We start from the raw sequence: 21,311 nt of genomic DNA, 5'->3' as shown, positions 1-21,311 counted from the left end.
CGCGATGTGGCGCCTGACCCTGCGCAACGCCGTCGCCCACCCGGCCCGGCTCGCGCTCACCCTGCTCGCCGTGGCCCTCGGCATCATGTTCGTCACCGGCACCCTCGTGCTCACCGACACGTCCGGCCGCGCGCTGGACGCCCAGTTCCGCACCGCCGCCGCCGGCACCGACCTGACCGTCCGGCGCGCCACCGCGTTCGACGACGCGATGGGCGTCGAGGTCGAGCGCGACCCGCTCCCGGCCGCGACCCTCGAGCGCGTCCGCGCCGTGCCCGGCGTCGCCGACGCCCAGCCGGCCGCGCGCGGCCAGGCGCTGCTCACCGCCGGCGGGCGCACCCTCGTGCCGTCCGGGGCGTCGCTGCTGCGCTCGTGGACGCCGGAGCCGTTCAACGCGTTCGCCGTGCGCACCGGCCGCCCGCCGCTGACCGGCGACGAGGTCGTGCTCGACGCGGCCACCGCGCGCGAGTACCACGTCGCGCTCGGCGACACGGTGACCGTGCAGGCCGCGTCGGCCGCCGCGCTGCGGGTGGTGGGGCTCGCCTGGTTCGGCGACCGGCCCGGTCTGCCGGACACGACGGTCGCGCTGGTCACCCTCCCGGCCGCGCAGCGGCTGCTCGGGCTCGGCGACGGCGTGCCGGAGATCGCCGTCGCCGTCGGCGAGGGCGCGACGGTGGCGCAGGTGCGCCAGCGCCTCGCGGAGCGGCTGGGCGCCGACGCCGAGGTCGTCACCGGCCAGGACGTGGCCGCGGCGAGCGCGGCGGCGGCCAAGGGCCAGGTCGGGTACCTGCGCGCGATGCTCCTCGCGCTGGCCGCGGCCGCCCTGCTCGTCGGCGGGTTCCTCATCGCCAACACGTTCGCGGTCGTCATCGGCCAGCGCACCCGCGAGCTGGCGGTGCTGCGGGCCGCCGGGGCCACCGGGCGGCAGCTGCTCGGCTCGGTGCTCGGCGAGGCCGCGCTCATCGGCGCCGCCGCCTCGGCCGCGGGCATCGGGCTCGGCGTCGCCGCCGCGGCCGGGCTGCGCGCGCTCGCGGGACGGGTGGGCGTACCGCTGCCGGACGGCGAGCTCGTCCTGCTCCCCCGCACCGTGGCCGCCGCGGCCGTCATCGGCGTGCTGATCACCGTCGCCGCCGCCGTCGCGCCCGCCCGCCGGGCCGCGCGGATCGCGCCCGTCGAGGCCATGCGCGAGGCCGCGCTCGAGGCCCGGACCGGCCCGGCGACGAACCGCGCCCGCGCGCTCGGCGGGGCGCTCGTCACCCTCGCCGGCGCGGCGGCCCTCGGGGTGGTCCTGGCCGGGCGCGGGTCGCTCGGCCTGCTCGGCGCCGGGGCGCTCGTCACCGTCGGCGGGCTGACGCTGCTCGGCCCGGCGATCGCCCCCGTCCTGGCCCGGCTCGCCGGACGGCCGCTGGATCTCGCCGGCGTGCCGGGCCGCCTCGCCCGGCAGAGCGCCGCCCGCGCGCCCCGGCGCACCGCCGCGACCGCGACGGCCCTGGCCCTGGGCCTGGCGCTGATCGGCTTCATGGCGGTCGTCGGCACGTCGGTACGCTCCGCGATCCGCCAGTCCTACGGTGAGACCATCACCGCCGACTACGTCATCGAGAGCAGCCGCAACGAGATGCTCGGCGGCCTGCCGCCGGACGTGCAGCACCGCGTCGCGGCGCTGGACGAGGTCGCGGTGGCGTCGCGGCTGCGCTACGGCCACTGGAAGGACGGCACCATGACCAGCGCCCTGACCGCGGTCGACCCGGCGACCCTGCCCCGGGTCACGTCCCTGCACCTGGTCGCGGGCCGGCTCGACGCGCTGGCCGGCGGCGTCATCCTGGCCGAGCGGGTCGCCCGCGAGCGCGGCCTCACCGTCGGCGACACGCTGCCGATGACGTTCGCGCGCACCGGCGAGCAGCGCCTGCCGGTCGCCGGGCTGCTGCGGGACGCGGACGCTCAGGCGCTGTCGACCGACTACATCATCGGCCTGGACACCTACGCCCGCCTGTACGCCGAGAACGTCGATGCGAGCGTCTTCGTCCGGCTCGCCGACGGGGCCGACCCGGCCGCCGCCCGGCGCGCGATCGAGGCGGCGCTGGCCGGCACGCCCACCGCCCAGCTGCGCGACCAGGCCGAGGCGGTGGCCGGCCGGACCCGCGGCGTCGACGAGATCCTGGGCGTGACCACGGCCCTGCTGCTGTTCACCGTGGCCATCGCGCTGCTGGGCATCACGAACACCCTCGCCCTGTCGATCCTCGAGCGGACCCGCGAGATCGGCCTGCTGCGGGCCGTCGGCATGAGCCGGACGCAGCTGCGCTGGATGGTGCGGGGCGAGGCGGTGCTCGTGGCCGTGCTGGCGGTGGTGATCGGCGTGGCCCTCGGGCTCGGCTTCGGGGCCGGCGCGGTGACCGCCCTCGGCTCGAGCACCCCGCTCGCGGTGGAGGTGCCGTTCGGGCGGCTCGCGCTGATCGTGGCGGTCGCGACCGTGGCCGGGCTCGTCGCCGGCCTGCTGCCCGCGCGCCGGGCCGCGCGGCTGGACGTGCTGGACGCCATCGGCCGGGCCTGACGCGGTGCCGGGGGCGGGCCATCCGCCCCCGGATCCGTCATGATGATCGGGTGAACCCCGGTGAGGCCCTGCTCCTGCTCGGCGGCGGCCTCCTGGCCGGCACGGTCAACGCGATCGCGGGCGGCGGCTCCCTGATCACCTTCCCGCTGCTCGTGGGCCTGGGCCTGCCCGGCGTGGCCGCGAACGTCACCAACGCGCTCTCGGTGGCGCCCGGCTACGCCGCCAGCGCGGTCGGCAGCCGCCCGGAGCTTCAGGGGCAGGCGAGCCGCATCCGCGCCATCCTGCCGACGATCGTCGCGGGCACCCTGTGCGGCAGCGCCCTGCTGCTGTTCACCCCGCACGAGGTCTTCGACGTCGTCGTGCCCTTCCTGCTGCTGGGCGCCGCGGCGATGATGGCCTTCCAGAGCCGGCTGCGGGCCCTGGCCGGCCATCCGCACGAGATCTCGCCACGGCGGGCCGCGGTGCGGGTCCAGCTGTCGGTGTTCGCCTGCGGCCTCTACGGCGGCTACTTCAACGCCGCCATGGGCGTCCTGCTGATCGCGTTGCTGGCCCTGGTACTGCCCGAGCCCCTCCGCCGCCTCAACGCCCTCAAGAACGTCTTCTCGGCCGTCGTCGGCGTGACCACGGTGCTGCTCTACAGCGTGTTCGGCCCGGTGAACTGGGCCGTGGTGGCGATCCTGGCTCCGGCCACGATCGCCGGCGGCTACGTGGGCGCGCGCGTGGCCCGCCGCCTGCCGGGCGAGGTGCTGCGCTGGATCATCGTCGTCTTCGCCGCGACGGTGGCGGTGGTCCTCTTCGTCACGTGAGCCGGTGGCCGCCGGCCCGTCAGGAGGCGTCGAGCAGCTCGGCGATCGCCTCGATGCCCGCCTCGATCGCCCGCTGGGACGTGTCGCCGAAGCCGAGGACCAGCCGCGGGCTCGGTGCGCCCGTCCCGCGGTACATCCCGGACATCCCGTACAGGCCGACGCCGCGGGCGCGGGCGCGCTGGATCAGGCCCGCCTCGTCGGTGCCGTCCGGCAGGGTCAGCACGGCGTGGAAGCCCGCCGCCAGGCCGGTCACCGGCAGCCGCGGGGCGTGCCGCGCCAGGGCTCGCAGGAGGGTCTCGCGGCGCGCGGCGTACTCGGTGCGCACCCGGCGCAGGTGCCGGTCGTACCGGCCCGACTCCAGCAGCGCCGCCAGCGCCAGCTGGTCGATCCCCGGGCTCCCGCGGTCGGCCAGGTGCTTGGCGTGGGCGATGGCGGGCAGCCAGCGGTCCGGCGCGACGATCCAGCCGAGGCGGATGGCCGGGGCCAGGGACTTGCTCACGGTGCCGAGGGAGATGACCCGGTCCGGCGCCAGGCCCTGCAGCGAGCCGACGGGGTCGCGGTCGTAGCGGAACTCGGCGTCGTAGTCGTCCTCGATGATGATGCCGTCGCGCTCGCGGGCCCAGGCGATGAGCGCCTGCCGCCGGGGACCCGAGAGCACCACGCCCGTCGGCCACTGGTGGGCCGGGGTCACGAGCACCGCGCGCGCGTCGCCCAGCGCCCCGGGCCGCAGGCCGTGCTCGTCCACGGGCACGGGCAGCACCCGCAGGCCGGCGGCCGAGGCCTGCTCCGCCGTCGAGGAGCCCGGGCCGGGGTCCTCGACCGCCAGGGTGTGCACCCCGTCCGCCCGCAGCACCGGCAGGATCAGCGACAGGGCCTGGGCCATGCCGGCGCAGACGATCACGTGGCCGGGGGTCGTGGCGGCCGCGCGGACGCGGGTCAGGTACGCGGCCAGGACCTCGCGCAGGCGGCGCCGGCCGGACGGGTCGCCGTAGTCGAACGCGGCGTCCGGCATGGTGCGGCAGGCCTCGCGGACCGCCCAGGCCCAATCCTCGCGCGGGACGAGGCCCAGGTCGGGCACGCCGGTGCGGAAGTCCGCGATCGGCGGCGGCGCCGGTGCCGACGGCCGCCCCGGCGCGGGTCCGGGGCGGATGGCCGCGCCGGCCGCGACGCGCGTCGCGGAGCCGGGGCGGCTGGTCAGGTACCCCTCGGCCTGCAGTTGCGCGTAGCAGTCCTGCACCAGGCCGCGGGACAGGCCGGTGCGCCGCGCCAGCTCGCGGGACGACGGGAGCTTGTCGTTGCCGGCCAGGCGGCCGGTGCGGATCGCGGCGCGCAGGGCCTCCTCCAGCTGGGTGCGCAGGCCGGCGCCGCTGCTCCGGTCGATCGTCACCAGCAGCTCCGGGCCCGAACCGGCCCACTGCACAGGCATGGAACTGGACCTTACCAGTGTGCCGGTCGGGGCATAGCGTCCTGTCCATGGCCCTTCGGACGCTCCCTCGCCCACGCCTCGTGACCCGTCCCGTGCTGCTGCGCCTGGTCTCCATCGCCGGGTCGGCCGTCGGGTTCTACCTGCCGCTGTCCGTGGTACCGATGCTGGCGGACTCCTCCGCCGGCGCGGGCCTGGCGACCGTGGCCCTGCTCGTGGCCACGGTGGTGGTCGAGCTGGTGACGCCGCGGCTGGTGGCCCGGATCGGCTACCGCTGGTCGCTGGGGCTGGGCCTGTTGCTGCTGGGCGCCCCGACCGTGGTGCTCGCGTTCGCGTCCTCGCCGCCGGCGATCGTCGCCGTGAGCCTCGTGCGGGGCGCCGGATTCGCCGTCTGTACCGTCGCCGGCGGCGCCCTCACCGCGACCCTGATCCCCGCCGAGCGGCGCGGCGAGGGCCTGGCCCTCATCGGCGTCGTGAGCGGCGTGACGAGCCTGATCGCGCTGCCGCTGGGCGTGTGGGCGGCGCACCGGTGGGGCTTCGGCCCGGTGTTCGTCGCGACCGCGGCGGCCACGCTGCTCGCGCTGCTGTCCGTGCCGGGCCTGCCGGCTCGCACCCCGGCGGCCGAGGGGCACCGCGGCGTGCTCGCGGGCCTGCGCAGCCCGGCGCTGACCCGCCCGGCGCTCATCTTCGCGGCGTCGACGACCGCCGTGGGCGTGATCGTGACGTACCTGCCGCTCGCCGCGGCCGGGCTCCCCGCGTGGGTGGCCCCGGCGGCACTGCTCGCCCAGCCGGCCGCCGCGACCGCCGCGCGCTGGCTCGCCGGGCACCTCGGCGACCGCCACGGCCCGGCCCGCCTGCTCACGCCGGGCATCCTGCTGGCCGCGGCCGGCACCGCCGCGCTCGCCCTGACGGGCCGCCCGGCCGCGATGGTCGCGGGCTCCCTGCTGCTCGGCGCGGGCTTCGGCGTGCTGCAGAACGCGACCCTGACGCTGATGTTCAACCGGGTGCCCATCGGCGGCGAGAACACCGTGAGCGCGATCTGGAACAGCGCGTACGACCTCGGCATGGCCGCGGGCGCGATGGCCGCCGGGCTGATCGTGGGCGCGGCCGGCTACCCGGCGACGTTCCTGCTCACCGCCGCGCTGATGCTGCCGGCCCTGCCCCTGATCCACCGGGACCGCCGCAGCGCGCGGTAGCTACTGGTTGTTCAGCACGTCGTACAGCGCCGCCGGTGCCTCCATGACGTCCGCCGCCGCCGGAGCGGTCGCGGTGACCGGCTGGCCGAATCCCGCGAACGTCACCTCGGTGTCGGACGCCGGCGTGTCCGCGTACGCGGGCAGGCTGACCTTCAGCGCCGTCAGGTGCCCCTCGGCGTCGACGGTCGCGGTGAACGGCACCGCCTTCGCCTTGTCGCCGAGGCCCGTGATCAGCTCGGGGTCGTTGAACGGGCCCCAGGCCTTCTTCGTGAGGTCGAGCGTGCCGGTGAACGACCGGCCGTCGGTGCTCTGCGCGCCGGCGATGCTCGCGGGCATCGCGGAGAGCTGGACGGGGTCCTTGGCGTCGCCGAGTCCGAGCGCGTTGCCCGCCGGGACCTTCGCCGGGTCGTACTTGAACCACTTCGACCCGTCGATGCCCGGGATCGGCAGCCCGCCGATCTTCACGTAGTACCCGCCCGCGACGAGCAGGGTCTCGACGGACATCTTGGTGCTGGCGTCGATGCCGACGGAGAGCTTGCCGGTGGCGGTGGCCGCGGCCGGGTCGATCGCGCCCTCGATGGAGCCCTCGACGCTCGGGTCGGCCGCCTTGTACGTGTACGCCGCCGCGTTCGTCTTCGCCGCCGCGGCGGTCAGCTGCTCGGTGGCGCTGGCCGCCTTCGTGGTCGCCGCCGCGGTGGTGGCCGGCGTCGCCGTGCCGGCGTCCTCGGTCGTCGAGCCGCACCCGCCGGCCAGCAGCGCGACGGCGGTGGCGGCAACGGCCGGCCAGGTCAACCCGTTCATCCGCATATTGGTCACGGTATACGGCAAATGTTGGGTTTTCGCCGGTTTCCGGGGATCGCGGAGTGGAGCGGACGGCGCCGAGGCGTTACGGTTCTCGATCGTTGACACACGGGACTGCGGGGGCGGCATGACGGGGTACGGCAGCGGCGGCGACGGCTCCTCCCCGTGGGCGGCCCCGCCCGGGATCAGCCCCGGCGACCTGGCCACCACCGAGCTCCCCGTGGTGGCGCCGGTCCCGCCGCCGGTGGCCCCGGTGCGGCGCCGGCCGGTGGGGCTGTGGCTGGCGGGCGCCGGGCTCACGGTCGCGGTCGCCGCCGGGGCGGTCGTGGCCGTCAAGCTCGTCGATTCCCGTGACAGCACCCCCACGCCGGCCGCGGCCCAGCAGACGGGCCCGTCGGCCGCGGCGAGCCAGTCGGAGTTCTCGGGCGAGATCCCCACGGGCGGCGACCGGGACACGGCCTCGCAGGCGGTGCCGGCCGAGCTGAAGCCGGGCGCCAAGCTGAGCCCGGGGCAGGCGCTGCGCTCGCCGAACGGGAAGTACACCCTCACCCAGCAGCCGGACGGCAACCTCGTGCTCGCCGATGACCAGAAGCGGGTCCAGTGGTCGTCGCAGACGTCCGCGAATCCCGGCGCCACCGCCAGCTTCGACCGCAACGGGGACCTCGTCGTCTACGGCAAGGGCGGCCTCGCGCTGTGGCGCAGCGCCACCGGCGGCCAGGGCGCCCTGCTCGAGGTCCGCGACGACGGCAACGCCGTGGTGTCGCGCACCGACCGCCAGGAGGCGTGGTCCAGCCGGGCCGAGCGGACGCGGCTCTACCCCGGCCAGGGGCTGACGTCCGGCCAGCAGCGCCGCACGGCCGACGGGAAGTTCACGCTGACCCAGCAGCCCGACGGCAACCTCGTGGTCGCGGGTGCGGACAAGAAGGTCGTCTGGTCCGCGCAGACGAGCGGCCACGAGGGCGGGTACACGCTGATGCAGCCGGACGGCAACCTCGTCGTCTACAGCGCCGACAAGCAGCCCCAGTGGTCCTCGGGCACGTTCGGCAGCACCGGCGCGGCGGCCGTGCTCGGCGACGGCGGCAACCTGGTCGTCACGGCCGGCGGCAAGACGGTCTGGTCCACCGCGACCGACGGCATCAGCCGGCTGACGGCGGGCCAGCGCCTGCGCGCCGGGCAGTCGAGGACGGCCGCGAAGGGCGGGTTCACGCTGCTCATGCAGCCGGACGGGAACCTGGTGCTGCGCAACGCGGCCAAGACCGTCGTGTGGAAGAGCGGCACGAGCGGTCACCCGGGCGCGTCCGTGATGCTGCAGGGCGACGGCAACCTGGTGGTGTACGACAGCGCCGGCAAGGCGCTGTGGAGCACCAAGACCACCGGCAAGGCCGCGGCCTATCTGCAGGTCGAGGACGCGGGGGCGGCGGTGCTCTACACCGCGGCGAAGCAGTCCGTCTGGTCGAGCAGGACCGGCTGACCGGCTCCGCCCCGTCCTCGTCGGGCGCGCGGGCGGCGGCCTCAGCGGGTCGTCAATAGCGCCTCGACGCCGGCCAGGAACGTGTCGCCGATCAGGGCCGGGTCGAACAGGCAGCCCGACGCCATCGCGCCGTCGCGCAGCATCACGTAGTGCCGCGCCGCGGGCGGCGCGGGCTCGAAGCCGAGCTTGGCCAGCAGGGCCGTGATCGTGTCCAGGAACCACTGCCGGTGCTCCAGGACCGCGCGGTGCACGGGGTGGCCGGGGTCCGGGTACTCGGCCACGGCGTTCAGGAAGGCGCAGCCGCGGAACCCCCGGCCCTGGATGCCGTCCGCGATCGCCCGGCTGATCGCCCGCACGGCCTCGTCCGCGGGGCGCCCGTCCGCGAGGGCCTGCTCGGTCTGCTCGCGGATCGCCCGGTCGGCCGCGTGCAGGTACGCCAGGATCAGGTCGTCCTTGCCCGGAAAGTGCCGATACAGCGTCGCCCGCGTCACCTGCGCCTCGGCGATGATCCGGTCGATGCCGACGGCGTGGATGCCCTCGGCGTAGAAGATCCGGCTCGCGGTGCCGAGCAGCCGCGAGCGCGCCTCGGACGGCCGGGCCCCGGCCTCGCTGCGACTCATGCGCCCATCGTACTAGATAGAACGTTCGGTCTTGACAAGCCACACCCCAGCGGTCAGGGTTAGGGAGACAGAACGTTCTACCCCTCGAAGAACCAGGAGACGCCGGTGACGCTGCGCCAGCTCTACTTCACCCGCTTCGGATTCGCCATCGCGTGGGCCGCCCTCGTGCTCGTCACCGGGGCGGACCGGCTCGGGCCGGCGACCGTCGCGCTGCTCGTGCTCTACCCCGCCGTCGACGTGGCGGCCGCGATCGTCGACGCCCGCCGCGCCGCGCCGCGCAAAACCCGGCTCCTCTACGCCAACGTCGCCATCAGCACGCTCGCGGCGATCGGCCTCGCCGTCGCCTGCGCGTCCGGCATCCCGGCCGTCCTGCGGGTCTGGGGTGCGTGGGCGATCGTCGCCGGCCTCGTCCAGCTGTTCGTGGCGCTCGGCCGGCGCGCGATGGGCGGGCAGTGGGCGATGATCCTCAGCGGCGGCCTCTCCGTCCTCGCCGGCACCTCGTTCCTCTTGGCGGCCGGCGCCGACGACCCGGCGCTGACCAACGTGGCCGGCTACGCCACCGTCGGCGGGATCTTCTTCCTCGTCTCCGCCCTGCGGCTGCGACGCGAGGCCGTGATCGAGCCGTCAGTAGAGGCGACGGCCGAGCGCGTCCGCAACGCCTGACTTGCGGAAGAAGTACGTGGTGATCTGATCGCGCCACTCGGCGGCCGAGTGTTCCTGCTCGGCCAGCAGCTCCCCGACCCGCGCGTGCAGACCCTCCCCGACGAGCGCGGGCGGCAGCGACGCCCACCGCCGGCGCATCTCGGTCACGGCCGCCGCGCCGGCGAAGTGGGTGTCGTAGATGTGCTGGATCACGGTGACGCCGGAGTGCAGCACGTGGCCGTACGGCACGTGGTGGAAGAACAGCAGCAGCTCGTCCGGGCACGTCTCGAGCGACTCGTAGCGGGCGGCGCACGGCGGCGGATACTGCCCGCTGAACCCGGTCCCGGTCGCGACGGTCCGGTCGACGCCGACCCCGTCCCGGTCGGCGAAGTGGTAGGTCCCCCACGGGCTGTACTCGTAGCCGTCGACGTCCGGCCCGTAGTGATGCCCCGGCTTGACCATGAACCCGACCCCGAGCGGCGCCGTGTACGACTCGTACACCGCCCACGACGAGTCCATGACGGCGTGCAGCACGTCCGCCGCCGCGTCCGGGAAGGTGAGCCGGATCCACTCGTCCAGCAGCGCGATCGGGTCCAGCGCGGGGTCCCACGCGAGCCGCCCGGCCGCGTACAGGTTCGCCTGCGCGAGCGGGTGCCCCGTCCAGTACGGGTCCTCGCCGACGTTGGACACGGTGACGACGGCGTCGACGCGATCGGCCACGGCGGACAGCACCGGCGACCACATCGGCGGCAGGTAGCAGACGTGCCGCTGCTGCCCCGTGTACTCCTGGGTCGCCTGGAACTCGACCGCCAGCCGGGTCGCGGCCATCCCGAGCAGCACGGGCGAGACGGGCTCGCGGGTCTGGAAGTCGATCGGACCGTGCTTGACCTGCAGGATGACGTTGTCGGCGAACTGCCCGTCGAGCGGGGCGAAGTGGTCGAACGCGGCCCGGGCCCGATCCGTGGTCCGGTCCCGCCAGTCCTGCCGGTGGTTGTAGACGAAGGCCCGCCAGTACACGTCCCCGCCGAACGGCGCCAGCGCGGCCGCGAGCGCGTTGGCCCCGTCGGCGTGCGTGCGCCCGTAGGCGAACGGCCCCGGCTGCCCCTCCGAGTCGGCCTTGACGACGAACCCGCCGAAGTCCGGGATGGCGGCGTACACCCGCCGGGCCGCCGCCGCCCACCAGGCCAGCACCGCGGGGTCGCACGGATCGGCGGTGCCGAGCCCGCCGAGCGTGACCGGCGAGGCGAACGACACGCTGAGCAGGACCCGGATGTGGTACCGCCGGAAGCGCGCGGCCAGCGCCGCCACCTCGCCGATCCGGTCGGTGAGCAGCCGCGCCTCGCCCGCGTGGACGTTGACGTTGTTGACCGACACCAGGTTGATCCCGGTGGAGGCGAGCAGCCGCGCGTAGTCCGAGACCCGGTCGAGGTCGGCGGTGAGCGCCCCGTCCTGCCAGAACACGGACCCGCCGGAGTAGCCGCGCTCGACCTGGCCCATCACGGGGTGCACGAACACGTTGTCCCAGTGCTGCATCACCCGCCGGGCCTTGGCGGGCCGGTGCGTGGCGGCCGGGCAGTCCTCGCGCAGCCGCAGCGCGTGAAACGCGCCGTACATGAGCCCGGGCTCGCCGGCCGCGACGACGGTGGTGACCCCGCCGGCCCGCGCGATCGTGTAGCCCTCCTCCCCGAGCCCGCAGTCCGGGTCGCGGGTCAGCACGATGCCGTCGCCGGCCTCGCGCGGCAGCCAGGCCGGGTGCACCGCCGTCACGACAGCTCCACCACGGCCACGGCGAGCGGCGCCAGCACGACGGCGTCGTCCACTGTGGACCCCGTCAGCCGGTCCACGCCCGGGCCCGGCAGGGCGACCGTCGTGGTGCGGGTGCCGGAGTGGTTGAGCAGGAACAGGAACCGCTCGCGCCGCGTCGCCTCCACGTGCGGCGGTGCGCCCTCGACGATCGGCGCGACCCCCGCCGCCCGCACCGCGCTGAGCACCGTGTCCCGCAGCGCGTCCGCCGGCAGCCGGGTGCCGATGTAGACGACCCGCCCCGCGCCGATGTCGTTGCGCAGCAGCGCCGGACGCCCGGCCAGCTCACCGGTCGTGTAGTGCCCCAGCACCGTGGCCGTCTCCGGGTGCAGGCTCTCCTGCCACCAGTCGGCGGTCGCGGTGGTCCCGTCCGCGAACTCGACCTCGAACGACTCCCCCTCCCGGGCCGGCCAGTACTCGTCTATGCGGGCCCCGATGAGCCGCCGGAACGCACCCGGATAGGCGGGCTGCCGCACCTGGTTGTCCCGGTCGACGACACCGGAGAACAACGAGATCACGACGGTCCCGCCGGCCGCCACGAACTCCTCGACGCGCTCGGCGAACCCGTCGGGGACAAGATAGGCGTTGGGTATGACGAGCACCCGGTAGCGATCGAGCGCCGAGCCGAACGCGACGAGGTCGACGGCGTAGTGCGCCTCGAGCAGCGGCCGGTAGTGCTCCACCGCGATCCGCGCGTAGTCGAAGTCGTTGCGGGGCAGGCCGTAGGTGTCCTCGAGGCCCCACCAGGCCTCCCAGTCGAACAGCAGCGCCACGGACGCCGAGGACGAGCGGCCGGCGACCCCGGCGATCAGCGGCAGCTCGTTGCCCAGCGCCGAGACCTCCTGCCAGGTGCGCGATCCCGTGCCGGAGTGCGGCAGCATCGCCGAGTGGAACCGCTCGTGCCCGCCCCGCGATGCCCGCCACTGGAAGAACAGGACGCTGTCGGAGCCGTGGGCGATCGCCTGGTACGACCCCAGCCGCATCCGCCCCGGGCGCTTGACGTTGTTGACCCGCCACTGCGACACCCCGGAGGCGGCCTGCTCCATGAGCAGCCAGGGCTCCCCGCGCAGGGACCGCATGAGGTCGAAGTGCAGCGCGGCCGACACGTGCGCGTCGGGCTGCCCGGGATCGGGGTAGATGTCGAGCGCGGCGCAGTCCTCCTCCCGCGCCCAGCGCCAGGAGTCCGTGTGGCGGTAGAACCGCATGAAGTTCGTGAGGATCGGCAGGTCGTCGCGGTACCGCCGGATCGCGTCCCGTTCGGCGACGAAGCACTCCAGCAGCGCGTCGGAGGTGAAGCGCTTGAAGTCGAGGCGGCGCGCGGGGTTCGACCACGACCGCGGGATCTCGGGCGGGGCGACCTGCTCCCAGTCGGTGTAGCGCTGTCCCCAGAACCGGGTGTACCAGGCGTCGTTGAGCGCGTCGAGGCTTCCGTAGCGGCGCCGCAGCCAGGCCCGGAACGCCTCGGCGGCGCAGGGGCCGTACGACGTCGGGCCGTACTCGTTGCACACGTGCCACATCGCGAGCGCGGGATGGTGCGAGTAGCGCTCGGCGAGCTTGCCGGCGATGCGCACGGCGTGCTCGCGGTACCGGGGCGAGGTCGGGTCGAAGTGCAGCCGGTTGCCGAAGCCGAAGGTCTCGCCGTCCTCCATCACCGGCAGCACCTCGGGGTGGCCGTGGGAGAGCCAGACCGGCGGGGCCATGGTCGGGGTGGCGAGGTCGACGCTGATGCCGCCGGCGTGCAGCAGGTCCAGCACCTCGTCGAGCCAGCCGAAGGTGAAGCGGCCCGGCTCCGGCTCCAGCGACGCCCACGCGAAGACGCCGACGGTGACCAGGTTGACGCCGGCCCGGCGCATGAGCTCGACGTCCTCGCGCCATACGGCGGGGTCCCACTGCTCCGGGTTGTAGTCGCCGCCGAACGCGAACCCGCCCAGCCTTCGCCGGAGGCCGTCCATCCGCGCGTTCGTGCCGGTGCTCGTGCCGGTGCTCGTGCCGGTGCTCATGCCGGTGCTCATAGCAGGAACCGCTCCTCGATCTCGGCGCACATCGGCCGGCTCACGAGCACCAGCCCGGCGATGAGCAGCGAGGCGGGCAGCAGCGCGACGGCCTCGGAGGCGAGCACGGTGATCGCGCCCGCGGTCAGCAGAATCCCGGCGGTGCCGAGCGCGACACCGGGCCGCCTCACCAGGAAGTACCAGGCCAGCTTCGCGATGTCGGCGGTGCGGAAGACGAACAGCGAGGCGATGACGAGCGCATTGGCGCTCCACAGCAGCACGACCGCAGCCAGCAGCAGCAGGAGCGTGGACCACCAGGCCGGGATGCCCGCGGCGGCGCGGTTCGTGAGCGTCACGGCGAGGACCGAGAGCACGGTGAGGGCCGGGACCCACAGCTTCACGACCGCGGCGACATTGAGCCGGTAGCCGCGCAGGAAGTCCGCCAGAGGACGCAGGTCGGCGAGGTCGGACCGGCGGCGACGCAACGCGTACACGGCGGCGGACGCCGCCGGGGCCAGGGGCACCGCGCACAGGGCGAACAGCGGCACGTTGCTCGCGGAGCGATCGAGCAGGAGCAGCAGCGCCAGCCCGGGCGCGGCGGTGAGCAGGAACAGCAGCTCGACGACGAGGAGCGTGTAGACCAGGGCGGCCGAGCGGGACAGGGTGCTCATCCGAACAACCGGGAGTCGTCGAACCAGGGCGGCGTCTCGTCGGTCACCGGGCTCACCTCGACCAGGGTCACCTCGTGGCGGCCGAGGGTCAGGTCGAGCTCGGCCCGGCCGTCGTGCACCGGCACGCGGCGGTGGGTGCGCACCGGCTCGGCGGCCTCCCGCAGCGCGTCGAGCTGGCGCGGCTTCGGCGAGGCCGGGCGGCCCATCGCGGCCCAGGCGGCCCGGGCGTTCCCGGCGTCCTCGCCGGCCGAGGACCGGGCGGCGAACGCGTGCCCGGCCCGCCCGACGGGCACCGACAGCCGCACCCGGTGGCCGTCCACGGTGGACCGTCCGGTGTGGTCGGCGGGGGCCCACGCGAGCACGGTGACGTGCCCGGCCGCGTCCCGGGTGACGAGGTGGTCCTCGCCGCGGGCGAGCACGTCGGGGCCCATGCGGGCGAGGAAGGCGTACAGGTGGAAGGTCGGCTTCTTGATCTGGCGGTGGGTCAGCAGCCCGAAGCCGCCGTGGAACACGGTCGCCGGCACGCCGGCCTCCTCGAACATGTCGCAGAACGTCCAGTACGAGAACGAGTCCACGAGATCGCCGGCCGCGGCCACGACGGGCGCGAGGTAGGCGGCGTGGAACGCGGTGTCGTGGATCGGGTTGTCGGGGCGGTAGGAGGAGCTGAACTCGGTGATGTGCACCGGCAGCCCGGCCAGCGCGGTGCCGGCGAGGGTGCGCCGCGGCGCCGCGAACTGCTCCAGCAGGGCCGTGGCCGGGCGCAGGGTCTGGTACGACCCGAACGGCACCGGCTGCGCGGGCCCGGACGTGTAGGCGTGCCGGCTCACGAAGTCGATCGGCACCGAACGGTCGGCGACGAAGTCGGCGAAGCGGGCCAGCCAGTGCTCGTCGGCCCCCGGCGACAGGGCCGGGCCGCCGACCTGCAGCGACGCGTCGACCTCCTTCACCGCGTGCGCGGTCATCTCGTAGAGCCGGTGGTAGGCGTCCTGGTCGGCGCCGGGCCAGAAGGCGCTCAGGTCCGGCTCGTTCCACACCTCGATCGGCCAGCCGCGCACCTCGTCGAGGCCGTAGCGGTCGACGAGGTGCGCCACCGTGGCGCGCACGAGCGCCGTCCACTCCTTCGGCGACTCCGGGGGCGTCACGTTGCCCTGCCACCAGAACACCGTCTGGCCGCCCGAGGCCAGGGCGGCGGGGGTGAAGCCCAGCTCGACGAACGGGCGCACCCCCAGCGCCAGGTAGGCGTCGACGATCTGGTCGACGTAGGTGTACGTGTGCGCGACGCGCCGCTCGCCGGCGAACTCGTAGGAGCGGTGGATGCCGACGCCGTCGCTGAGCAGGCCGTGCTGGCGGATGTGCCGGAACCCGATCTCCCGTTGCACGAGCGCGAGGGAGTCCTGGTAGTCGCGGCGCAGCGCCAGCTCGAACCGCCCGGCGCCGACACAGTGGCGCCAGGCGTCGGTGAGGCGGCCCGAGGGCCGGTCCGGCACGTGCATCGGGGCGGTCAACTCAGCCGTGCGCCTTCTTGTAGCGCTCGTAGGCGCCGTTGACCATGTCGACGTACTTGTCCATGTTCTTGCCCTTGAGCTCGCCGACGTAGGCGCTCCACTCCGACAGCGGCCGGGTGCCGAGGACGAACTTGAGGGTCTGCTGGTAGACGGTGTCCTTCAGCGCGGTCTCCCACAGCGTGGCCTGCTCGCGCTCCTCGGCGTTGAGCGGCCGCGGGGGCGGCTGGGGCCGGTTCTTGCGCTTGTTCATGACCTCCTGGAAGGCCAGCTCCTCCTTGGGGAACTGGGAGTTGAGCAGCTTCGTGGAGCCGCCGTAGGCGAAGACGCCGTTGGAGAAGCCGTACTCGACCTGGAGGTTCTTGGTGCCGGCGGGGTTGAGCCCGCCCCAGTTCACGTCGGGCGCGAGCTTGAACGTGCCGTCCTCGACGCTGCCGGTGTAGGTGGTGCCCTCGATGCCCCACTTGGCGAACATCTTGCCCTGCGGGGAGTAGAACAGCCAGTCCAGGAACTGCATGAGCGCGACGAAGTTCTTGCTCTGCCGGACCTTGGCCGACAGCATCACGCCGCACTCGAGGCGGGACACGTAGATGGTCTCGCCCATCGGGCCGGTCGGGACCGGGATCTTCAGCACCGTGGCGCCGGGGATGTTCTTGATGCTGGGCCGGATCTCGTTGACGAGCGTCTGCGCGTTGCAGCTCATCACGAACGACTTGCCGCTGGCGAACTTCTGCTTGGCCTGGTCGTCGGGCTGGGTGAAGCTCTCCGGGTCGACGAGCTTCTCCGCCACCAGGGTGTTCAGATACTGGATCATCGCCTTGTACTGCTCGGTGGCGCCCGAGTACACGAACTTCTTGGCCCCGTCGTCCCAGGTGGTGTGCTGGAAGCCCCAGCCGGCCAGGGCCCCGTAGGACATGCCGACGAGGTTCAGCAGGTTGTTGCCGCCGGGCTGGGGCGGGGTGCTCCAGCGGTCCGACAGCGGGTACGAATCCGGGTAGGCCTGTTTCATGGCCTTGAGCACGGCGTGCAGGTCGTCCCACGTCTTGGGGATCTGCAGCCCGAGCTGCTGCAGGATGTCGGTGCGGACGGCCAGCGAGTAGTCCTGCCAGGCGTCCTCGTGCAGGCCGGGCAGCAGGTAGAACTTGCCGTCCTCCTGCCGGAAGCCGTCGAGGTCCGGCTCCAGCTTCCACTTCGCGACCTGCTCCTTGAAGTTCGGCATCAGGTCGAGGTGGTCGCTGACGGGCAGGATCGCCCCGCTGGCGATGTACGCCTCCTCGTCGGGGTGGTACGTCTTGGGAATGATCATGGGCGCGTCCCCGGAGGCGACCACGACGCTGCGCTTCTGGTTGTAGTCGCTGCCCGGCACGACCGTCGACTGCAACGTCACCCCGGTGCGCTTGGTGAGCTCCTGGAAGAACGTCCAGTTCTCCTTGTACGGGTAGGCGGCGTTGCTGAGCATCATGATGGAGAAGGTCAGCGGGGACTTCGCGGTGAACTGGGTGCCGGCCGCGTAGCCGTCCATCGCCCCCTCGCGGTTGGCGCTGTAGTCCTGGGCCTTGCCGTCGCCGGTGTCGTCGCCGTCGTCGCCCGAGCAGCCGGCGAGGGTGGCGAACGCGGCGGCGCCGGCGGCGCCGAGCACGGCCCGTCTGGAAACCTTCATGTGGACTCCTCGGTCCTTCTCGAACGGGGCGGCGCGTCAGCCCTTGACCGCGCCGAGGGTGACCCCGGTGACGAAGTAGCGCTGGATGAACGGGTAGACCATGACGATCGGCAGCGCGGTGAGCACGATCGTCACGGCCTGGATGTTGGCCGCGATCTGCAGCGTCATGTCGCTGGGCGCGCTGATGTCCGTGCCGCCGGTCGCCCCGGCGATGAGGTTGCGCAGGTAGATCGTGACGGGGAACAGGTCGGCGTCGTCGAGGTACAGAAACGCCGAGAACCACGAGTTCCAGAACGACACCGCGTAGAACAGCGTCATCGTGGCGACCACGGCCTTGGACAGCGGCAGCACGATGTGCCACAGGGTGCCGTAGGTGCCGAGCCCGTCGACGGCGCCGGCCTCCTCCAGCTCGGCCGGCATGGCCTCGAAGAACGCCTTCATCACCAGCAGGTTGAACACGCTGATGGCGTTGGGCAGCACGATCGCCCACAGGGAGTTGCGCAGGCCGAGCGAGCTGACCAGCACGTAGTTGGGGATGAGGCCGCCGTTGAAGAACATCGTGAAGACCGCGATGCCGACGAGCACCGGGCGGCCCTTGAGGTGCCGCTTCGACAGCACGTACGCGTAGGTGGTGGTCAGCACCATCGAGATCGCGGTGGCCACGACGGTGTAGAGCACGGTGTTGCCGTAGCCGGTCCAGAACACCGGGTCGCCGAGGACGCGCCGGTAGGTGGTCGTGTTGAACCCGCGGGGCCACAGGTTGACCTGGCCGGCCTGGATGTACTGCTCGCTGCTGAAGGAGCGGGCGACGACGTTGACGAACGGGTACAGCGTGAGCACCACGACCGCCGTGAGCACGATCGCGTTGACGACCCCGAAGGCGCGCCGGCTCACCACAGGCTCGCCCCGACCGTGCGCCGGGAGATGGCATTGGTCGTGAGCACCAGGACCAGCCCGATGACGGACTCGAAGAGCCCGATGGCCGCGGCGTAGCTGAAGCTGCCCGAGACGACGCCGACGCGGTACAGGTAGGTGGAGATGACGTCGGCGGTCGGGAACGTCAGCGGGTTGTACAGCAGCAGGATCTTCTCGAACCCGACCGCCATGAACGTGCCCACGTTGAGGATGAGCAGCGTCATCATCGTGGGCCGGATGCCGGGCAGGGTGACGTGCCAGGTCTGGCGCCACCGGCCCGCGCCGTCGATGCGGGCGGCCTCGTACAGCTCCTGGTCGATCGTGGTGAGCGCGGCGAGGTACAAAATCGTGCCCCAGCCGACCGTCTGCCAGATCTCCGAGGAGACGTAGATGCCGCGGAACCAGCCCGGCTCCTGCAGGAACGCGATCGGGGACCCGCCGATCGCCCGGATGCCCGCGTTCACCGCGCCGTCGAGCGCCAGCAGCTGGAAGACCAGGCCGGCCACGACCACGATGGACATGAAGTGCGGCAGGTAGGAGACGGTCTGCACCAGCCGCTTGAGCCAGCGGGTGCGGACCTCGTTGAGCAGCAGCGCGAGCACGATCGGCAGCGGGAACGTGAACGCGAGGGTCAGCGCGCCGATGATGAGCGTGTTCGTGAAGACGTGCCAGAACGTGGGGTCGTCCCAGAACATCTCGAAGTAGTGCAGGCCCACCCACCGCTCGCCGAAGAGGTCGCCGCCGGGCTTGTAGCGGCGGAAGGCGATCACGTTGCCGGCCATGGGCAGGTACCGGAAGATCACGAAGAACGCGAGCGGGACGACGGCGAGGGAGTACAGCTGCCAGTCCCGGCGCAGGGCTCGGATCACGCGTCCTCCCGAAAGTTTCGGAAACCAGTCGTCAGGCAACGCGTAATGTAGATTTTTCGATGGATGGTGTCAAGGGACCCGCTGGTGACCTCTTGAGCTGCAAACACTTGCAAACGCCGATCTGTTGCCGGCGGGCTGGTAGCGCTACCATGACGCGCGGCGCCGACCGTCCGGCGATCGGAAACTTTCGGAGGTTATCGGAGGCCCCGACATGCCCGCGTTCGATCTGCCACTGGCGGAACTGGAGCACTACGCACCCGACGTGCCCGAGCCGCCCGACTTCGACGCGTTCTGGGCGTCGGCCGGGGGCGGCACCGTGCTCAGCGCCCGGCCCTGGGACACCGGGCTCACGCTCGTCGACGTCTGGGATGTCGAGTTCGAAGGGTTCGGCGGCGCGCCCATCAGGGCCTGGTACACCCGGCCCGCGGGCGCCACCGAAGACCTGCCGGCGGTCGTGGAGTTCCCCGGCTACGGCCGCGGCCGCGGACTGCCCGGCGAGCGGCTCACCTGGCCCGCGGCCGGCTACGCGCACCTGCTCATGGACGTGCGCGGGCAGGGCGACCAGTGGGGCAACGGCGGCGGCACCCCCGACCCGCACCGCGGCACCGCGGGCGGGCACCGGCCCACCACGCGGGGCATCCTCGACCCGGCGGAGTACTACTACCGCCGGCTCATCGTCGACGCCGTCCGCGCCGTCGGCGCCGTGCGCACGCTGCCCGGCGTCGACCCCGCCCGGGTCGCGGCGGCCGGCAACAGCCAGGGCGGCGGGCTCGCCCTCGCCGTCGCCGGGCTGGTGGCGGACCTGCACGCGGTGCTCGCCTCGGCGCCGTTCCTGTGCCACATCGAGCGGGCCCTGGCCCTCACCGACGCGGCCCCGTACGGCGAGATCACGCAGTACCTCGCCGTGCACCGCGAGGCCCACGAGCGGGTGCGCCGCACCCTGTCCTACGTGGACGGCGTGCACTTCGCGCGCCGGGCCACCGCCCCGGCCCACTTCGGCGTCGGCCTGCGCGACACCGTGTGCCCGCCCAGCACCGCGTTCGCGGCCTACAACCGCTACGGGGGCGCGGACCGGACCATGCACGTGTACGAGTTCAACGGCCACGAGGGCGGCGAGGCACTGCACACGGCCCGGCAGGTGCGGTGGCTCGCGAAAGTTTCGACGTAGACTCTGCGGGCCGCACACGTGAAGGGACACCGGATGCCGCAGCACCAACGGGCCACGATGGCGGAGATCGCCGCCGAGGCGGGCGTCTCCGTGCCCACGGTCTCGAAGGTCCTCAACGGGCGGCGGGACGTCGCCCCGGCGACCCGGGACCGGGTGGAGGAACTGCTGCGCCGGCACAGCTACAAGCCCCGGCGCGCCCAGCCGTCCACCGCGGCCGGGCTCATCGACGTCGTCTTCGTCGACCTGGGCAACTCGTGGTCGATGCAGATCCTCGCCGGCGTCGAGGAGACCGCGCACCGGGCCGGGACCGGCGTCGTCGTCTCCGCCGTGCACGGGCGGGTGCGCACCGAGCCGGACCGCCGCTGGCTCGACGGCCTCGCCGCGCGCCGCTCCGACGGGGTGCTGCTGGTCCTGTCGGAGCTGTCCGCGCAGCAGCTCGAGCAGCTGTCCGGGCTCGGCATCCCGGTCGTCGTCATCGACCCCGTGGGGCAGCCCGATCCGGCGGTACCGTCCGTCGGCGCCACGAACTGGACCGGCGCCCTGACCGCGACCGAGCACCTGATCGGCCTCGGCCACCGCCGCATCGCCGTCATCGGCGGCCCCGAGGACGTGCTGTGCTCCCAGGCCCGCATCGACGGCTACCGGGCCGCGATGCACGCGGCCGGCCTGCAGATCCCGCCCGGCTTCATCCGCATCGGCGACTTCACCAGCCCGACCGGGCACCGCGAGACCCTCGCCCTGCTCGACCTGCCGAAGCCGCCGACGGCCATCTTCGCGTGCTCGGACGAGATGGCCCGCGGCGCCTACGAGGCCCTCTACGAGCGCGGCCGGCGGGTCCCCGACGACCTGTCCGTCGTCGGCTTCGACGACCTCGAGCAGGCCCGCTGGGCGATCCCGCCGCTGACCACCGTGCGGCAGCCGCTGACGGAGATGGCCGCCCTGGCGACCCGGATGCTGCTCACCCTCGCCGCCGGCGGACGCCTCGACGCGTCCCGGCTGGAGCTCGCCACCCCGCTGGTCATCCGCGGCAGTACGGCGCCGCTCGCATGAGCGGTACGCAGCGAAGCGGAGTGGCCGCTCATCAGCAGCACAGCCTTCCCGCAGGCCGGCGCCGGAGCGAAGCGGAGGTGACGGCATGAGCGGTACGCAGCGAAGCGGAGTGGCCGCTCATCAGCAGCACAGCCTTCCCGCAGGCCGGCGCCGGAGCGAAGCGGAGGTGACGGCATGA

At 73.5% G+C, this 21,311-nt stretch carries 17 protein-coding genes; 7 read left to right on the top strand and 10 right to left on the bottom strand.

The genetic code is table 11. The features are described from left to right. Positions 1-4 precede the first annotated feature (4 nt). Both ACQP1P_RS19230 and ACQP1P_RS19225 read left to right on the top strand, forming a co-directional pair. Positions 5-2,545 carry an FtsX-like permease family protein gene (locus ACQP1P_RS19230; protein ID WP_433088059.1) on the top strand — a complete coding sequence of 847 codons (2,541 nt, stop codon included), beginning with the start codon at positions 5-7 and terminating at the stop codon, positions 2,543-2,545. 50 nt (positions 2,546-2,595) lie between these two features. Next, the gene (locus tag ACQP1P_RS19225; RefSeq protein ID WP_433088058.1) at positions 2,596-3,351 is read left to right on the top strand and encodes a sulfite exporter TauE/SafE family protein; all 756 of its coding nucleotides are present in this window, start codon (positions 2,596-2,598) and stop codon (positions 3,349-3,351) included. Between the two features lie 19 nt (positions 3,352-3,370). On the opposite strand, the gene ACQP1P_RS19220 is transcribed toward ACQP1P_RS19225, so the two are convergent. After that, positions 3,371-4,777, bottom strand: a complete 1,407-nt coding sequence (locus ACQP1P_RS19220; RefSeq protein ID WP_433088057.1) for a PLP-dependent aminotransferase family protein — start codon at positions 4,775-4,777, stop codon at positions 3,371-3,373. An 80-nt stretch (positions 4,778-4,857) separates the two neighbouring features. Between ACQP1P_RS19220 and ACQP1P_RS19215 the strand changes: the two genes are divergently transcribed. After that, entirely contained in the window at positions 4,858-5,970 is a 1,113-nt protein-coding gene (locus ACQP1P_RS19215) for an MFS transporter (RefSeq protein ID WP_433088056.1), read from the top strand. Here ACQP1P_RS19215 and ACQP1P_RS19210 read toward each other — a convergent pair whose 3' ends face one another. After that, positions 5,971-6,777, bottom strand: a complete 807-nt coding sequence (locus tag ACQP1P_RS19210) for a hypothetical protein (protein ID WP_433088055.1) — start codon at positions 6,775-6,777, stop codon at positions 5,971-5,973. A 121-nt stretch (positions 6,778-6,898) separates the two neighbouring features. On the opposite strand from ACQP1P_RS19210, the gene ACQP1P_RS19205 reads away from it, so the two are divergent. After that, on the top strand, positions 6,899-8,242 hold the full coding sequence (locus tag ACQP1P_RS19205; RefSeq protein ID WP_433088054.1) for a hypothetical protein: 1,344 nt from the start codon (positions 6,899-6,901) through the stop codon (positions 8,240-8,242). 41 nt (positions 8,243-8,283) lie between these two features. Here the strand turns inward: ACQP1P_RS19205 and ACQP1P_RS19200 are convergent, their stop codons facing one another. After that, entirely contained in the window at positions 8,284-8,862 is a 579-nt protein-coding gene (locus ACQP1P_RS19200) for a TetR/AcrR family transcriptional regulator (RefSeq protein WP_433088053.1), read from the bottom strand. A 105-nt stretch (positions 8,863-8,967) separates the two neighbouring features. On the opposite strand from ACQP1P_RS19200, the gene ACQP1P_RS19195 reads away from it, so the two are divergent. Next, positions 8,968-9,525, top strand: a complete 558-nt coding sequence (locus tag ACQP1P_RS19195) for a hypothetical protein (RefSeq protein ID WP_433088052.1) — start codon at positions 8,968-8,970, stop codon at positions 9,523-9,525. On the opposite strand, the gene ACQP1P_RS19190 is transcribed toward ACQP1P_RS19195, so the two are convergent. The 7 genes from ACQP1P_RS19190 to ACQP1P_RS19160 are packed head-to-tail and all read right to left on the bottom strand — an operon-like array spanning position 9,487 to position 18,915. Then, a complete protein-coding gene (locus tag ACQP1P_RS19190; protein ID WP_433088051.1) occupies positions 9,487-11,271 on the bottom strand; it encodes an alpha-glucuronidase in 1,785 nt (594 codons plus the stop codon). The two genes, ACQP1P_RS19195 and ACQP1P_RS19190, sit on opposite strands and share 39 nt — an antisense overlap. Beyond that, entirely contained in the window at positions 11,268-13,319 is a 2,052-nt protein-coding gene (locus tag ACQP1P_RS19185) for a beta-galactosidase (protein WP_433088050.1), read from the bottom strand. The genes ACQP1P_RS19190 and ACQP1P_RS19185 overlap by 4 nt, the downstream gene beginning before the upstream one ends. Continuing rightward, a complete protein-coding gene (locus ACQP1P_RS19180; RefSeq protein WP_433088049.1) occupies positions 13,316-13,969 on the bottom strand; it encodes a hypothetical protein in 654 nt (217 codons plus the stop codon). Before ACQP1P_RS19180 ends, ACQP1P_RS19185 begins: the two co-directional genes overlap by 4 nt. Then, a complete protein-coding gene (locus tag ACQP1P_RS19175) occupies positions 13,966-15,474 on the bottom strand; it encodes a GH39 family glycosyl hydrolase (protein ID WP_433088048.1) in 1,509 nt (502 codons plus the stop codon). Before ACQP1P_RS19175 ends, ACQP1P_RS19180 begins: the two co-directional genes overlap by 4 nt. A gap of 1 nt (position 15,475) precedes the next feature. Then, positions 15,476-17,131 carry an ABC transporter substrate-binding protein gene (locus tag ACQP1P_RS19170; protein WP_433088047.1) on the bottom strand — a complete coding sequence of 552 codons (1,656 nt, stop codon included), beginning with the start codon at positions 17,129-17,131 and terminating at the stop codon, positions 15,476-15,478. A 36-nt stretch (positions 17,132-17,167) separates the two neighbouring features. Continuing rightward, positions 17,168-18,025 carry a carbohydrate ABC transporter permease gene (locus ACQP1P_RS19165; protein ID WP_433088046.1) on the bottom strand — a complete coding sequence of 286 codons (858 nt, stop codon included), beginning with the start codon at positions 18,023-18,025 and terminating at the stop codon, positions 17,168-17,170. Further along, positions 18,022-18,915 (bottom strand): ABC transporter permease, encoded by an 894-nt coding sequence (locus ACQP1P_RS19160; protein WP_433088045.1) that lies wholly within the window; start codon positions 18,913-18,915, stop codon positions 18,022-18,024. Before ACQP1P_RS19160 ends, ACQP1P_RS19165 begins: the two co-directional genes overlap by 4 nt. Positions 18,916-19,126: 211 nt before the next feature. Between ACQP1P_RS19160 and ACQP1P_RS19155 the strand changes: the two genes are divergently transcribed. Then, the gene (locus ACQP1P_RS19155) at positions 19,127-20,083 is read left to right on the top strand and encodes an acetylxylan esterase (RefSeq protein WP_433088044.1); all 957 of its coding nucleotides are present in this window, start codon (positions 19,127-19,129) and stop codon (positions 20,081-20,083) included. A gap of 33 nt (positions 20,084-20,116) precedes the next feature. Beyond that, positions 20,117-21,133 (top strand): LacI family DNA-binding transcriptional regulator, encoded by a 1,017-nt coding sequence (locus ACQP1P_RS19150; RefSeq protein WP_433088043.1) that lies wholly within the window; start codon positions 20,117-20,119, stop codon positions 21,131-21,133. Positions 21,134-21,311: the final 178 nt, after the last annotated feature.

It is taken from the genome of Dactylosporangium sp. CA-052675 (genome assembly GCF_050947935.1).
Taxonomy (GTDB): Bacteria; Actinomycetota; Actinomycetes; order Mycobacteriales; family Micromonosporaceae; genus Dactylosporangium.
The sequence above is the reverse complement of the archived record's forward strand: the minus strand, read 5'-3'. Positions and strand labels throughout refer to the sequence as shown.